The following is a 13,314-nucleotide window of genomic DNA, read 5'->3' as shown; positions in this document are numbered from 1 at the left end:
TGTTCCTTGGAGTTCCTGGGGTTTCAGAGAGAAAGAAAGTGATGCACCACGGGCTTCCCCGGCCCGATGTGGAAGCGCACGGCCTCGCCCTGCAGGTCGGCGTCGGCATGCGACACGCGGTGGTGCTGGCGCAGGTGCTCGGCCCACGACTCCACGAGGAACCACTCCATCACGCGCTCGGCGTCGCCGGTGTGCTCGGTCACGCCCCAGGCGTAGGCGCCGTCGCGGCGGCGCTCCAGCGACAGGCGCTTCATGGCGTCGAGGAACGCCGGGCGGTCTTCCTTGCGGATGCGGTACTCGACCTGCACCATCACCGGGCCGCGGTCGTGCGCGATGGGTTCGGCCACCAGCGGCTCGGGCCAGTGGTTGGAGGCCTGCAGGTCCGACTCGCCCGTGGGCAACCGTGCGCGATGGAACAGCAGCGCCACGATGACAAGGCCGACGGCGCCGGCCACCAGCGTAGAGGGCACGCCGATTTCCTGCGCAACGAGGCCCCAGCCCAGGCTGCCGGCCGCCATGGCGCCGTTGAACACGGTGAGATACACCGCCAGCCCGCGCCCGCGCACCCAGTTCGGCAGGATGGCCTGCGCCACGCCGTTGAGCGTGGTCAGCGCAATGATCCAGCCCAGGCCCAGCAGCAACAGCAGCAGCACGGCCAGCCACTTGGGCGGCGCGAACACCAGCGCGGCCATCACGGCGGCGGTGATCACCGAGGCCAGCAGCACCAGCCCGTCGGCGTCCAGCCGCGCGCGCAGCCGCGGCATGACAAGCGCACCGGCGATGGCGCCCGCGCCCACCGCGCCCAGCAGCACACCGTAGAAACCGGCCGTGCCGCCCAGCATCTGGCGCGCCACCAACGGCAGCAGCGCCCACACCGAACTGGCGAACAGGAAGAACACGGCCGCGCGCAGCATCACGCGGTGCAGCTCCTTGCTGGCGCGCGTGTAGCGCAGGCCGGCGCGGAAGGCGCCCAGGAAGTTCTCCGACAGGCCGCTGTCCACCGCGGCCGGGCGCTTCCACCACAGCAGCGCCGCGATGACGAACACATAGCTCAGCACGTCGGCGCCATAGGTCATGGCCGCGCCGAAGCTCGCCAGAATCAGCCCGCCCGCGGCCGGGCCGATGGAGCGCGCGATGTTGATGCCCAGCGAGTTCAGCGCCACGGCGCTCTTCAGGTCGGACCTGGGCACCAGCTCGGGCACGATCGACTGCCAGGTCGGCCCCATCAGCGCCGCGCCGATGCCGCCGACGAAGGTCAGCCCGATCAGGTATTCGACGGTGAGCGCGCCGGTGTGCGACAGCACGAGCAGCGTGCCGCTGACACTGGCCAGCACCAGTTGCACGAAGATCAGGAAGCGCCGGCGGTCGAGGATGTCCGACAGCACGCCCGCCGGAATGGCGAGCAGAAAGATCGGCAGCGTGGCCGCCGTCTGAATCAGCGCCACGGCCGTGGGGCTGGCCGACAGGTCGGTCACCAGCCACGAGCTGGCCACGTCGCGCATGAAGCTGCCGATGTTGCCCAGCACGGTGGCGGCCCACAGCACGGCGAAGACCGGCTGGCGCAGCGGCGCGAAGCTGCCGCCGGCCTTTTCGGCCTTTTCGGCCTTTTCGGCCTTTTCGGCTTTTTTGGTCTTTGCGGTCGTGGCGGCCTCAGCCATGCGCGCGCCCCTTCAGGTCGTGCCAGGCCACCAGCACGAAGCCGCCGACCAGCCCGAGGTGCTCGAAAAACGAGTTCGCGGCCATGAAGCGCTCCTGCCCCACCGGCATCTGCCAGAAGCGCAGCGCCACGAAGGTGGCGAACAGCGTGAACGCGCCCAGCGCCAGGGCGCCCAGCCAGCGGTGGAAGCCCGTGAGGATGAGCACCGAGGCGCCCAGCTCCAGCACGATCACCGCCGCCGCCATGGGCGCCGCGGGCGACACGCCGAAGTGGTTCATCTCGGCGATGGCCGAGGTGAAGTCCAGCGCCTTGTTCAGGCCGCCCTGCAGGTAGGCGGCGCACAGCAGCAGCAAGGCGATCCAGCGCAGCGCGGGAGCGGTCACGAAAGAGGGGACCCAGCGCATGTTCATACCGCCCAGCAGGCGCAACCCAGCGCGCCCCAGAAGCTCTTCAGGTCCGCAATGGGCAGCTTGCTGCTCCAGGCCGTAGCGTGCTGGTGGCCGTGCACGTTGCAGTCGTTCGCGCAGGCGCAGGCCGCTGCCGCGTTGCGCAACACCTTCTGCAGCGGCGCACCTTCCTTCGTGTCGGCCCAGCCGCCGTAGCCGCCGAAGGTGCGCGCGGGCGACCAGTCGGGCATGGCCGCGGGCGGCGTGCCTTCGTCCAGCGGCGCGAACGGGCCGGCGCCGTAGACCACCTTGCCGCCGACCATCGTCAGCAGCGCGGTGGTGTCGGCGATGTCCGATTCGGCGCAGCCGAAGAAGTCGCGGTCGGGCACCATCAGGTCGGCCAGCTGGCCGGCCTCGATGCGGCCCTTCTTGCCGACCTCGTTGGAGAACCAGGTCACCTTCTCAGTCCACATGCGCAGCGCGGTCTCGCGGTCCACGCAGTTGCGCTGCGGGTACAGCTGCATGCCGCCCACGGTGCGCCCCGTGACCAGCCACGACAGCGACACCCACGGGTTGTACGAGGCCACGCGCGTGGCGTCGGTGCCGGCGGACACGTTCACGCCCTTCTCCAGCATGCGCTTCACAGGCGGCGTGGCCTCGGCCGCACCGGCGCCGTAGCGCTCCACGAAGTACTCGCCCTGGTAGGCCATGCGGTGCTGCACGGCAATGCCGCCGCCCAGCGCCGCGATGCGGTCGATCGACTTCTCCGAAATGGTTTCGCAATGGTCGAAGAACCAGTTCAGGCCGGCCAGCGGCGTGTCCTGGTTGACCTTCTCGAACACGTCGAGCGCGCGCTCGATGGTCTCGTCGTACGTGGCATGCAGGCGCCAGGGCCAGCGGTTCTGCGCCAGCACGCGCACCACCTCTTCGAGCTCGCCTTCCATCTCGGGCGCCATGTCGGGGCGCGGCTGGCGAAAGTCTTCGAAGTCGGCGGCCGAGAACACGAGCATTTCGCCCGCGCCGTTGTGGCGGAAGTAGTCGTCGCCCTGCTTGTATCTGGAGGTGGCGGTCCAGTTCAGGAAGTCCTGCTTTTCCTGCTTGGGCTTCTGCGTGAACAGGTTGTAGGCCAAGCGAATGGTCAGCTGGCCGGCGTCGGCCAGCTGCTGGATCACCTGGTAGTCCTCGGGGTAGTTCTGGAAGCCGCCGCCCGCGTCGATGGCGCCGGTCACGCCCAGGCGGTTCAGGTCGCGCATGAAGTGGCGCGTGGAGTTGACCTGGTAGTCCAGCGGCAGCTTCGGGCCCTTGGCCAGCGTGGCGTAGAGGATGGACGCATTGGGCTTGGCCAGCAGCAGGCCGGTGGGGTTGCCGGCGCCGTCGCGCACGATCTCGCCGCCGGGCGGCGCGGGCGTGTCCCGGGTGTAGCCCACGGCGCGCAGGGCGGCGCCGTTGAGCAGCGCGCGGTCGTACAGGTGCAGGATGAACACCGGCGTGTCGGGCGCCACGGCGTTCAGCTCTTCGATGGTCGGCAGGCGCTTTTCCACGAACTGGTGCTCGGTGAAACCGCCCACCACGCGCACCCACTGCGGCGCGGGCGTGATGGCGACCTGGCGCTTGAGCATGCCCATGGCATCGGCCAGGCTGCGCACGCCGTCCCAGCGCAGCTCGAGGTTGTAGTTCAGCCCGCCGCGAATGATGTGCAGGTGGTTGTCGATCAGACCCGGCAGCACGGTCTTGCCCTGCAGGTCGACCACGCGGGTGGCGCTGCCGGCCAGCGGCAGCACGTCTTCGCCGCGGCCCACGCGCAGGAAGCGGCCGTCCTTGATGGCCACGGCACTGGCCGTGGGGTTGGCGCGGTCCAGCGTGGTGAAGCGGCCGTTGTGCAGGATGAGGTCGGGATGCGATGCATCAGCCATGGCGGGGTTCCTTCGATTCCTTGGCCGCCGTGGCGGCGGTGCATTGCGGCAACTCGCCGAACACGTGGGGCTTGACCTGGTGCTGCAACCACGAGGTCGCGGTGGCCTGCGGCTTGAGCACGCTCTTGATGAGCGGCGGCAACTGCTCGCCGAGCAGGATGCCCAGAAGCCCCACGAGGGCGATGACCGGCGGGGCCGGCGAGCGCACCTGGAACAGTGCGTAGATCACACCGACCAGCAGGCCGAGCGCGAGCGACAGAACATAGGGCTTCATCTTCGTCACCGCCGGGTTCAGCCTTCGTGCGCGCCGAACATGGTCTTGGCGTAGGTCACGCCCAGGCCGTAGGCGCCGCCGAACTTCTTCGCGATGCCGGTGGTCATCTCGTAGGTGTCGGTGCGGGCCCAGTCGCGTTGCAGCTCGAGCAGGTACTGCAGCGAGGTCATGGGCTGCGCGCCGGCCTGCACCATGCGGTCCATCGCGCGGTTGTGCGCCTCGGCCGACACGTCGCCGCAGGCGTCGGCGATCACGAACACCTCGAAGCCCTGGTCGATGGCCGAGAGCGCCGGGCCGACGATGCACACGCCGGTCCACAGGCCCGACAGCACGATGCGCGGCTTGCCGATCTCGTTGATGCGGGCGATGACGGCCGCGTCTTCCCAGGTGTTCATGGAGGTGCGGTCGAGCATCTTCTGGCCCGGAAAGGCGTCGGTGATCTCGCTGAACATCGGGCCCGAGAAGCTCTTCTCGGCCACGGTGGTGAGCACGGTCGGCACGCCGAAGCCGGCGGCCGCGTTGGCCACGAGCGCGGCGTTGTTGCGCAGCGTGATGGCTTCGATCGAGTGCGTGGCGAAGGCCATCTGCGACTGGAAGTCGATCATGACCAGCGTGTGGTCCTTGGGGGTGAGGAGCTTGGCGCCGGCGGTGGGGGTGGCTTTGATGGACATGAGCTGACTCCGTGACGAGGTTGAGGTGAAAGCGAGAAAAAAGTGGGGCGTGGCCCCGTGAAAACCGTTGCTGGCCTCTGGCGTGCATCCTCGTTTCAGCGAGGGTGCATGTCTTGTCGATTAATGAGGCCGTTTGGACATTTGCCGCCGCTCAGAACGCGGGCAGCTCGTTCGGGCGCAGGTCGAACACCAGCACCTCGGCTCCTTCGCCGCGCGCCAGTTCGATCTGCTGCGCGTTGCGCACCCGTGCGCCGTCGCCTTCGGACATGCGCTGCCCGTTGACCTCGACGCTGCCGCGCGCGACGTGCACATAGGCGTTGCGTTCGGGGCCGAAGGCCAGCGAGGCGGTCTCGTTGCCGTCGAACAGGCCTGCGTACACGCGGGCGTCCTGGTGCACCGCGAGCGAGCCGTCGGTGCCGTCCGGCGAAATGATCAGGCGCAGGCGGCCGCGCTTGTCTTCAGGCGCGAAGTGCACCTGCTGGTAGCGCGGTGCCACGCCCTTGGCGCCCGGCACGATCCAGATCTGCAGGAAGTGCAGCGGCTCGGTGGCCGACGAGTTGAACTCGCTGTGGCGCACGCCGGTGCCGGCGCTCATCATCTGCACGTCGCCGGGGCGGATGACCGAGCCCGTGCCCATCGAGTCCTTGTGCTCGAGCGCGCCGTCGAGCACGTACGAGAAGATTTCCATGTCGCGGTGCGGGTGGGTGCCGAAACCGCGGCCGGGCGCGACGCGGTCGTCGTTGATCACCAGCAGGTCGGAGAAGCCTTCCTGCTTCGGGTCGTGGTAATGGCCGAACGAGAAGGTGTGGCGCGACTTGAGCCAGCCGAAGTCTGCGATCCCACGGTCGGCGGCGCTGCGAATGTCCAACATGATTCACTCCTTGGCAGTGTTTGAATTCGATTGAATTCACAATTGGCGTCGAAGGTATTTCCGAGGCATGGGATGAATCTTCGGGCTTCACGCTGGGCCTGTTGGCGAAACCTTTTGCCGTCTATGATCGAATTTTTCGATCATTGATCCGGCCCGGCTTTTTCGAAGGAACCACACGTGCTCAAACTCAGCCTGGAAGCCATCGAGGTGGTCGACGCCATCGACCGCCACGGCTCGTTCGCGGCCGCCGCCGCGCGCCTGAACAAGGTGCCCTCCACCATCTCGTATGCCGTCGGCAAGCTCGAGGAACAGCTGGGCATGCAGCTGTTCGAGCGCAACGGCCCGCGCGTGACGCTCACCGCCGCCGGCAGCGAAATGCTCAAGGAGGGGCGCTGGCTGCTGAGCGCCGCGAGCGACCTGGAATCGCGCATGCGGCAGATCGCCACCGGCTTCGAGTCGGAGCTGCGGCTGGTGCACGACTCGCTCATTCCCACACAGGCGCTTATCGACGACGTGCGCGCCTTCGAAGACCTGCGCTGCGGCACGCGGCTGCGCATCGGCTGCGAGGCGCTCACCGGCAGCTGGGAGGCGCTGCGCGAGGGCCGCGCCGACGTGGTCATCGCCGCGGGCGAAGGGCCCGCCGGCGGCGGCTACCAGGCCGTGATGGTGGGCAGCCTCGACTTCGCCTTCTGCGTCGCGCCCACGCATGCGCTGGCCCGCGCGAGGCACCCGCTGCAGCGCGGCGACCTGCTGGAGCACAACGCCATCGTGGTGAGCGACAGCGCCCGCACGCTGTCGGACCGCACCGTGGGCCTGCTCGCGGGCCAGCCGCGCATCGCGGTGCCCTCCATGCCCGCGAAGATCGCCTGCCAGGTGGCCGGCCTCGGGCACGGCTTCCTGCCGCGCGCCTGCATCGCGGGCGAGCTGGCGCGCGGCACGCTGGTCGAGCTGCAGACCGAGGAGCCCCGCGCGCCCGAGGCGTTCTGGCTGGGCTGGAAGACCGGCGTCATGGGGCAGGCGCTGAAGTGGTGGGTGAAGCAGTTGAACCGGCAGCTGGTGCCGGCGTTGTTGCCGCGGTCGGTGTGAATGCCGGATTTTCTTGCATCGACCAACCCGCCCTGCTAATCTGGTCGTTATGACTAGATTTAATCAACCGGGAAATCCACCACCCAAACGGCCAGCGCCTCCGCCGGGATACTGGTTGCTCCAAGATGCCAAGGCACGCTTCAGCGAGCTGGTGCGGCTGGTTCGCAGCGAGGGGCCGCAGCACGTGACCGTTCACGGTCGCGATGAAGTCGTCGTCATCGCCGCCGAAGAGTTTCGGCGCCTGCAAGGAGCGCAAACAGGCAAAGCCTTGGTGGATGCGCTGCAAGCCTCGCCGCATCGCGACATCGATCTGGTTCTCGCGCCGTCCGAAACCTCTCCGGTTCGGGACGTGCAGTTGTGAAAGGCTGGCTGCTCGATACCAACATCCTGTCCGAGCTGCGGCGTGCTCGACCGGAGCCGAAGGTCGTTGCCTTCATCAGCGCGCAGCCGCTCGACAGCCTGTTCGTAAGTGCGGTCACCTTTGCAGAAATCCGGTTCGGCATCGAACTGATCGAGGACATGCACAAACGCGCGTCCCTCAAAGACTGGCTGAATCTGCAACTGCGTCCGATGTTCGAAAACCGCGTTCTGCCGGTCAGCGAAGACATCATGTTCAAGTGGCGGCTGCTGGTCGAGGAAGGACGCAAATCCGGCCACACCTTTCCGCAGCCTGATCTCATCATTGCCGCTACGGCCCTGCATCACGGGCTGGCCATCGTGTCGCGAGACACCGGTGGATTTGTCAAAACGGGCGCAATGCTCGTCAATCCTTGGCTGGAGCGGTAGATCATTTCTTACTCGCGCCGCGCCGACTTCCTGCGCGCCAGTTCCGCCGCCTGCGCGCCGATCAGCCGGGCCCTCTCGCGCATCTGTGCGACGACGCTCTCGACCCGCGCATCGGGCAGCCGCTCGGTGATGGTGGCGATCGCCAGTCCGGCGACGGTGCGGCCGTCGGCCAGGCAGACCGGCACCGCGACCGCGCGCGAACCCGGCACCACGCCGACCGGGGCGTAGGCATAGCCCTGCGCGCGGGTGCGCACCGCGCGCGCCAGCAGGTCGGCCGGGTCCACATGCAGGGCCGCGAGCCGCCGCGCGTTGCGCCGCACCACATCCGCCGCCTCGTCGGCCGGCAGCGACGCCAGCAGCACGAGGCCGCTCACGCCCACGCCCAGCGGGCGCCGCGCGCCGATCTCGATCGACAGCACCTTCACCGGAAAGCTGCCGGGCCGCCGGTCGATGCACACCGAGTCGGTGCCGTTGCGGATGGTGAGGAAGGCCGTGTCGCCCAGGCTCTCGCTCAGGTGGCGCAGGTGCGGCTCGGCAATGGCCTGGATGGGGAAGCGGCTCGCGCGCGCCAGGCCGAGCAGCGAGACCTCGCCGCCGACCAGGTAGCGTCGGGTGGACGCGTCCTGCTCCACCGCGCCTTCTTCCACCAGCACGCGCAGCAGCCGGTGCACCGTGGGCCGGTTCAGGCCGGTGTGGCTCACCACGTCGGTCAGGCGCACGCCGCGCTCCTGGCCGGTGGCCAGCACGCGCAGCACGGCGAGCGCGCGGCGCACGCTCTGCGCGCCGGCGGTGGCGGCGCAGGTGTCCTTATCCGCCGCCGCGGCCATCCATCACCGCCTTGGGCGTCTGCTGCATGCCGCGCAGCGTGACGATCTCGCCGAGCGTCGCGTAGTTCGGCCCGCCGATGCGGCACACGGGGTCGAGCGCGCGCGTGTCGACCTTGCCCTCGCGCATCAGGCCGTCGCGCAGGTGGAAGGCCGTGACTTCGCCGACGAAGAACTCCGCGCCCGTGTCGCCGAAGGCGATCACGCGCTCCAGCCTGCACTCCATGCTCACCGGCGCGTCCGCCAGGCGCGGCACCCGCACCGTGCTGCAGGGCAAGGTGCCCAGGCCGAGCAGTTCGGTCTCGCTCACGTCGGGGGCGTGCTCGGCGCTGCTCTCGTGGATGGCGACCATCTGCGAGGCGTCGCCGATGTTCACGACGAACTCGCCCAGCGCATGGATGTTGGCGCCCGTGTCCTTGCGCCGGCCCGCCTTGCGCCCGATGTTCACGCCCAGCAGCGGCGGCTTGTTCGACACGAAGGTGAAGCAGGAGAACGGGGCGAGATTGACCACGCCGGCTTCCGACACGGTGGTGATCCAGGCGATCGGGCGCGGCACGACGATGCCGCTCATCAGGCGGTAGGTGGCTTCGGGCGAAAGATCGCCGGCATCGAGAAACATGGGAGGGCCTTGTGGGTTGGCTGGGCCTCGATTGTCGGCAGCGCTGCTGCGGCACCGGGCGCCGACTTTTCCAAAACGTCCACGATATGGAACAACCGGAGGATATTGCATTGCAGCATCCGGCGCCGGATTCTTAGAGTGGACGGGTCGCCGATCAAACCGCAGCCAACTTGCGGTGCCGGCGCCGAATTCAGGAGACATGACTTGAAGACACTCATCGCCACCGCCGCCGTGGCCGCATGCACGACCCTGGCCGCACTGCCCGCCATGGCGCAGGCCGATTGGCCCGACAAACCCGTGAAGCTGGTGCTGCCCTACCCGCCGGGCGGCAACGTGGACGGCGCCGCGCGCATCATCAGCGAGCAGCTGCAGGCGGTGTTCAAGCAGCCTTTCATCGTGGACAACCGCCCCGGCGCCGGCGGCATGATCGCGGCGGAGTACGCGGCCAAGGCCGCGCCCGACGGCTACACCTTCTTCATGGGCGCGAACGGGCCGATCCTGTTCTCGCCGACCATCTTCAAGCGCAACGCCTACGACTGGAAGAAGGACTTCGCGCCGGTCAGCTCGGTGTCGTTCACGCCGCTGGTGCTGCAGGTGCATCCGTCCACGCCCTACAAGACCGTGGCCGACCTCGTGGCCGAAGGCAAGAAGCCCGGCAACACGCTGACCATGGCCTCGCCCGGCGCGGGCACGCAGAACCACCTGGTCAGCGAGTACCTGCAGCGCGAAAGCGGCGCGCACTGGACCACGGTGCACTACAAGGGCAACGCACCCGCCACCACCGACCTGCTGGGCGGCCAGGTGCAGTTCAACTTCGACCAGATCTCCGTGGCCGGGCCCTTCATCCAGCAAGGCCGCACGCGCGCGCTCGCGGTCACCTCGCCCAAGCGGCTGCCGCAGCTGCCCGACGTGCCGACGCTGCAGGAGGCCGGCTTCAAGGACTTCAGCACCGAGACCTTCACCGGCATCCTCGCGCCTCGCGCCACGCCCAAGGAAATCGTCACGCGCCTGTCCGAGGCGCTGCAGAAGATCCTTGCCGACAAGGCCGTGCAGGCCCGCTTTCAGACGCTGGGCTCCGAGGCCCGCGGCAGCACCCCCGCGCAGTTCACCCAGTTCCTGACCAAAGAAGACGCACGGTGGATGCCGGTCATCAAGCAAGCCAACATTTCCGCCGAATGAGCACCCCGACCACCCCCCTGCTGGGGCGCGCCGCGCCCGCCGCGCGCACCAGCGTCTACATCGACGGCTTCGGCCACAAGAACCCCATTCCGGCGGCCTGCCGCATCGGCCCGCTGCTGGAGAGCGGCAGCATCCAGGGCAACGACCCGGCCACGGGCAAGCCTGCAGAGACCATCGAGGCGCAGTGCCGCTTCATGCTCGACAACGTGCGCCGCATCGTGGAAGCGGCGGGCGGCGGCACGCGGGACATCGTGAAGCTCACCGTCTGGATGAAGGACCGCAGCCAGCGCCCCGCGCTCAACGTGCCCTGGCTGGAGATGTTCCCCGACGCCGCCTCGCGGCCCGCGCGCCACGCGATCGTCGCGCCCGAGCTCGACATGGGAAAGCTCGTCGAGTGCAGCTTCACCGCCTGGATCGCCTGACCGGCGCCCCACACGAACGCACACACACAACCACCCCGACACCATGCCCGACTACCTCCCCTTCGACCCCCATCCGCGCGCGCCCGCGCCACTGCCGCCGCCGCTGTCGTGCGACAGTCAGTTCCACGTGTTCGGCCCGCGCGAGCAATACCCGGTGCGGCCCAACGCCGCCTATGAAATGCCCAGCGCCACCTGGCAGGTCGCGCAGAAGCTCCATGCCACGCTGGGCATACAGCGCGGCGTGATCGTGCAGGCCACCACCTACGGCGCCGACCACACGGTGGTGCTCGACGCGCTGGAAGGCCTGAACGCCGGCGGCGGCCCGCGCCGCTACATGGCGTGCGCCAACGCCGCCGTGCTCACCGAGCGCGACGACGCCTACCTGCACAGGCTGCACGACGCCGGCGTGCGCGGCGCGCGCTTCACCCGCGGCGGCCTGGGCATCAGCCTGAGCGCGGCAGAACAGGCGCGCGCCTTCGCGCGCGTCAAGGAGCTGGGCTGGTACGTGAAGGTGCAGCCCGAACCCCAAGGCATCGCCGAGCAGCTCGCGGCCTTCGAGTCGCTCGACGTGCCGGTGCTGCTGGACCACATGGGCCGCGCCGACCCGTCGCGCGGCGACGCCGACGCGAGCCTCGCGCGCATGCTCGCGCTGTTCGAACGCGGCAACTTCTGGGTGATGCTGTCGCTGTCCGAAAAAATCTCGAAGACCGGCGCGCCGTGGGACGACGTGGTGCCGCTGGCGCAGCGGCTGATCGCGGCCGCGCCCGAGCGCTGCGTGTGGGGCAGCGACTGGCCGCACCCCATCTCCGTGAAGCAGCCGCCCAACGAGGGCGCGCTGCTCGAGCTGCTCTACCGCTTCGCGCCCGACGCCGCCGTGCGCCAGAAGATTCTTGTCGACAACCCCGCCCGCTTCTTTGGATTCGAGACCGCATGAAACTCATCAGCTACCTGCACGGCGGGGCCTCGCACTGGGGCTGCGTCACCGACAACGGCATCGGCGCCGTCGACCTGGGGCGGCGCCTGCCCGCCTTCGCCTCGGTGTCCGCGCTGCTGGAAGGCGGCGAGGCCGCGCTGGCCCAGGCCCGCCAAGCGGCCGAGGGCGCCGCGCCAGACCATGCGCTGGCCGACGTTCGCTTCGAGTTGCCCATCGCGCGGCCGCGCCGCGTGTTCTGCATCGGCGTGAACTACGCGCACCGCAACGCCGAGTACAAGGACGGCAGCGACCTGCCCAAGTACCCGAGCATCTTCATGCGCGTGGCCGAATCGTTCGTGGGGCACGCCGAGCCGCTGCAGCAGCCGCTCGAATCGACGCAGCTCGACTACGAAGGCGAGATCGCCATCGTCATCGGCCGGCGCGCGCGCCGCGTGAAGGGCGACGAGGCGCTCGCCTGCATCGCCGGCCTCACATGCATGAACGAGGGCACGATCCGCGACTGGGTGCATCACGCCAAGTTCAACGTGACGCAGGGCAAGAACTTCAATGCGTCCGGTGCCATCGGGCCGTGGATCGTCACGGCCGACGAGTTCCCGCAGGGCTACGGCAATCTGCGCGTGCGCACGCGCGTCAACGGCGAGCCGCGCCAGGACGACACCACCGCGCACCTGATGTTCGACTTTGCGTACCTCATCGGCTACCTGTCGACCTTCACCACGCTGGAGCCCGGCGACATCATCGCCACGGGCACGCCGACCGGCGCCGGCATCCGCTTCGAACCGCCCCGGTTCCTGCAGCCGGGCGACGTGGTCGAGGTCGAGGTCGACGGCGTGGGCGTGCTGCGCAACGTGGTGCGCGCTGAAGAGGCCACCGCATGAGCCTCGACGCCAGCACCCTCTCGCAGGCCGCCGAGCGGCTGGAACAGGCGCAGCACACGCGCGTGGCATGCCGCCAGTTCTCGCTGGACTACCCGGACATGACCATCGACGACGCCTACGCGATCCAGCATGCCTGGATGCAGCTCAAGCTGCGCAACGGCCGCACGGTGAAGGGCCACAAGATCGGCCTCACGTCCAAGGCGATGCAGCGCGCGGTGAACATCGCCGAGCCCGACTACGGCACGCTGCTGGACGACATGTTCCACCGCGACGGCGCGGTGATTCCGACCGAGCGCTTCCTGCAGCTGAAGATCGAGGCCGAGCTGGCATTCGTGCTGGCCCGGCCGCTGTCGGGACCCGACTGCACGCTGTTCGACGTGCTCGACGCCACGGCCTACGTGACGCCTGCGCTCGAGATCCTCGATGCGCGCATCCAGCGCATCGACCCGGAAACCGGGCGCACGCGCAACGTGTTCGACACCATCTCCGACAACGCGGCCAACGCCGCGCTGGTGCTGGGCGGCCGGCCCTTCAAGCCGGCGCTGGTCGATGCGGACATGCGGCGCATCGGCGCCATCGTGAGCCGCAACGGCGAGGTCGAGGAAACCGGCCTGGCCGCCGGCGTGCTCAACCACCCGGGCTACGGCGTGGCGTGGCTGGCCAACCGGCTGCACCGCTTCGGCGTGACGCTGCAGGCCGGTCAGGTCATTCTGGCGGGCTCGTTCATCCGGCCGATCGAGGTCGCCAAGGGCGACACGGTGGTGGCCGACTACGGCAGCTTCGGCACCGTGTCGTGCCATTTCGGGTGAACGCC

Annotated in this window: 16 protein-coding genes; 8 read left to right on the top strand and 8 right to left on the bottom strand. The window is 68.9% G+C overall.

What is annotated here, in order from left to right; translation table 11 throughout:
- Positions 1 to 23 precede the first annotated feature (23 nt).
- The 6 genes from ACSFBM_RS17790 to ACSFBM_RS17765 form a co-directional block, all read right to left on the bottom strand.
- Positions 24 to 1,658, bottom strand: coding sequence for an MFS transporter (locus ACSFBM_RS17790; protein WP_435485514.1), 1,635 nt, complete (start codon positions 1,656 to 1,658; stop codon positions 24 to 26).
- Complete coding sequence (locus ACSFBM_RS17785) at positions 1,651 to 2,061, bottom strand: DoxX family protein (RefSeq protein ID WP_435485513.1); 411 nt, start codon at positions 2,059 to 2,061, stop codon at positions 1,651 to 1,653. The genes ACSFBM_RS17790 and ACSFBM_RS17785 overlap by 8 nt, the downstream gene beginning before the upstream one ends.
- Before the next feature lie 2 nt (positions 2,062 to 2,063).
- Positions 2,064 to 3,956, bottom strand: coding sequence for an amidohydrolase (locus tag ACSFBM_RS17780; protein WP_435485512.1), 1,893 nt, complete (start codon positions 3,954 to 3,956; stop codon positions 2,064 to 2,066).
- Positions 3,949 to 4,230 carry a DUF1427 family protein gene (locus tag ACSFBM_RS17775; RefSeq protein ID WP_435439534.1) on the bottom strand — a complete coding sequence of 94 codons (282 nt, stop codon included), beginning with the start codon at positions 4,228 to 4,230 and terminating at the stop codon, positions 3,949 to 3,951. Before ACSFBM_RS17775 ends, ACSFBM_RS17780 begins: the two co-directional genes overlap by 8 nt.
- Positions 4,231 to 4,247: 17 nt before the next feature.
- Positions 4,248 to 4,901 carry a hydrolase gene (locus ACSFBM_RS17770; protein ID WP_435485511.1) on the bottom strand — a complete coding sequence of 218 codons (654 nt, stop codon included), beginning with the start codon at positions 4,899 to 4,901 and terminating at the stop codon, positions 4,248 to 4,250.
- A 151-nt stretch (positions 4,902 to 5,052) separates the two neighbouring features.
- Complete coding sequence (locus tag ACSFBM_RS17765) at positions 5,053 to 5,772, bottom strand: pirin family protein (protein ID WP_435485510.1); 720 nt, start codon at positions 5,770 to 5,772, stop codon at positions 5,053 to 5,055.
- Positions 5,773 to 5,949: 177 nt separating this feature from the next.
- Between ACSFBM_RS17765 and ACSFBM_RS17760 the strand changes: the two genes are divergently transcribed.
- The 3 genes from ACSFBM_RS17760 (at position 5,950) to ACSFBM_RS17750 (ending at position 7,644) form a co-directional block, all read left to right on the top strand.
- A complete protein-coding gene (locus ACSFBM_RS17760) occupies positions 5,950 to 6,858 on the top strand; it encodes a LysR family transcriptional regulator (protein ID WP_435485509.1) in 909 nt (302 codons plus the stop codon).
- A gap of 115 nt (positions 6,859 to 6,973) precedes the next feature.
- Positions 6,974 to 7,219: a type II toxin-antitoxin system Phd/YefM family antitoxin gene (locus ACSFBM_RS17755; RefSeq protein WP_435439530.1), complete on the top strand. Its 246-nt coding sequence runs from the start codon at positions 6,974 to 6,976 to the stop codon at positions 7,217 to 7,219.
- Complete coding sequence (locus tag ACSFBM_RS17750) at positions 7,216 to 7,644, top strand: type II toxin-antitoxin system VapC family toxin (RefSeq protein ID WP_435485508.1); 429 nt, start codon at positions 7,216 to 7,218, stop codon at positions 7,642 to 7,644. The genes ACSFBM_RS17755 and ACSFBM_RS17750 overlap by 4 nt, the downstream gene beginning before the upstream one ends.
- 8 nt (positions 7,645 to 7,652) lie before the next feature.
- Here the strand turns inward: ACSFBM_RS17750 and ACSFBM_RS17745 are convergent, their stop codons facing one another.
- A complete protein-coding gene (locus ACSFBM_RS17745; protein ID WP_435439528.1) occupies positions 7,653 to 8,471 on the bottom strand; it encodes an IclR family transcriptional regulator in 819 nt (272 codons plus the stop codon).
- Positions 8,452 to 9,087, bottom strand: a complete 636-nt coding sequence (locus tag ACSFBM_RS17740; protein ID WP_435485507.1) for a flavin reductase family protein — start codon at positions 9,085 to 9,087, stop codon at positions 8,452 to 8,454. Before ACSFBM_RS17740 ends, ACSFBM_RS17745 begins: the two co-directional genes overlap by 20 nt.
- Before the next feature lie 267 nt (positions 9,088 to 9,354).
- Between ACSFBM_RS17740 and ACSFBM_RS17735 the strand changes: the two genes are divergently transcribed.
- Genes ACSFBM_RS17735 through hpaH form a run of 5 tightly spaced genes read left to right on the top strand, consistent with a single transcriptional unit; the run spans position 9,355 to position 13,309 of the window.
- Entirely contained in the window at positions 9,355 to 10,266 is a 912-nt protein-coding gene (locus ACSFBM_RS17735) for a Bug family tripartite tricarboxylate transporter substrate binding protein (protein ID WP_435439726.1), read from the top strand.
- Entirely contained in the window at positions 10,263 to 10,688 is a 426-nt protein-coding gene (locus tag ACSFBM_RS17730) for a RidA family protein (protein ID WP_435485506.1), read from the top strand. Before ACSFBM_RS17735 ends, ACSFBM_RS17730 begins: the two co-directional genes overlap by 4 nt.
- 43 nt (positions 10,689 to 10,731) lie before the next feature.
- Positions 10,732 to 11,622, top strand: a complete 891-nt coding sequence (locus ACSFBM_RS17725) for an amidohydrolase family protein (RefSeq protein WP_435485505.1) — start codon at positions 10,732 to 10,734, stop codon at positions 11,620 to 11,622.
- Positions 11,619 to 12,500, top strand: a complete 882-nt coding sequence (locus ACSFBM_RS17720) for a fumarylacetoacetate hydrolase family protein (RefSeq protein WP_435485504.1) — start codon at positions 11,619 to 11,621, stop codon at positions 12,498 to 12,500. The genes ACSFBM_RS17725 and ACSFBM_RS17720 overlap by 4 nt, the downstream gene beginning before the upstream one ends.
- Positions 12,497 to 13,309, top strand: a complete 813-nt coding sequence (hpaH, locus tag ACSFBM_RS17715; RefSeq protein ID WP_435485503.1) for a 2-oxo-hept-4-ene-1,7-dioate hydratase — start codon at positions 12,497 to 12,499, stop codon at positions 13,307 to 13,309. Before ACSFBM_RS17720 ends, hpaH begins: the two co-directional genes overlap by 4 nt.
- Positions 13,310 to 13,314: the final 5 nt, after the last annotated feature.

The sequence above is a fragment of the Variovorax pasteuri genome (assembly GCF_051216435.1).
In the GTDB taxonomy this organism is placed as follows: Bacteria; Pseudomonadota; Gammaproteobacteria; order Burkholderiales; family Burkholderiaceae_C; genus Variovorax.
Note: the sequence above shows the minus strand (reverse complement) of the source record. Positions and strands in the feature narration are given on the sequence as shown.

Bases quoted from the DNA above. Each gene is read 5' to 3' on its own strand.
- ACSFBM_RS17790 (WP_435485514.1), bottom strand. From the start codon at position 1,658: ATGGCTGAGGCCGCCACGACCGCAAAGACCAAAAAAGCCGAAAAGGCC.
- ACSFBM_RS17785 (WP_435485513.1), bottom strand. From the start codon at position 2,061: ATGCGCTGGGTCCCCTCTTTCGTGACCGCTCCCGCGCTGCGCTGGATC.
- ACSFBM_RS17780 (WP_435485512.1), bottom strand. From the start codon at position 3,956: ATGGCTGATGCATCGCATCCCGACCTCATCCTGCACAACGGCCGCTTC.
- ACSFBM_RS17775 (WP_435439534.1), bottom strand. From the start codon at position 4,230: ATGAAGCCCTATGTTCTGTCGCTCGCGCTCGGCCTGCTGGTCGGTGTG.
- ACSFBM_RS17770 (WP_435485511.1), bottom strand. From the start codon at position 4,901: ATGTCCATCAAAGCCACCCCCACCGCCGGCGCCAAGCTCCTCACCCCC.
- ACSFBM_RS17765 (WP_435485510.1), bottom strand. From the start codon at position 5,772: ATGTTGGACATTCGCAGCGCCGCCGACCGTGGGATCGCAGACTTCGGC.
- ACSFBM_RS17745 (WP_435439528.1), bottom strand. From the start codon at position 8,471: ATGGCCGCGGCGGCGGATAAGGACACCTGCGCCGCCACCGCCGGCGCG.
- ACSFBM_RS17740 (WP_435485507.1), bottom strand. From the start codon at position 9,087: ATGTTTCTCGATGCCGGCGATCTTTCGCCCGAAGCCACCTACCGCCTG.
- ACSFBM_RS17735 (WP_435439726.1), top strand. From the start codon at position 9,355: ATGGCGCAGGCCGATTGGCCCGACAAACCCGTGAAGCTGGTGCTGCCC.
- ACSFBM_RS17730 (WP_435485506.1), top strand. From the start codon at position 10,263: ATGAGCACCCCGACCACCCCCCTGCTGGGGCGCGCCGCGCCCGCCGCG.
- ACSFBM_RS17725 (WP_435485505.1), top strand. From the start codon at position 10,732: ATGCCCGACTACCTCCCCTTCGACCCCCATCCGCGCGCGCCCGCGCCA.
- ACSFBM_RS17720 (WP_435485504.1), top strand. From the start codon at position 11,619: ATGAAACTCATCAGCTACCTGCACGGCGGGGCCTCGCACTGGGGCTGC.
- hpaH (WP_435485503.1), top strand. From the start codon at position 12,497: ATGAGCCTCGACGCCAGCACCCTCTCGCAGGCCGCCGAGCGGCTGGAA.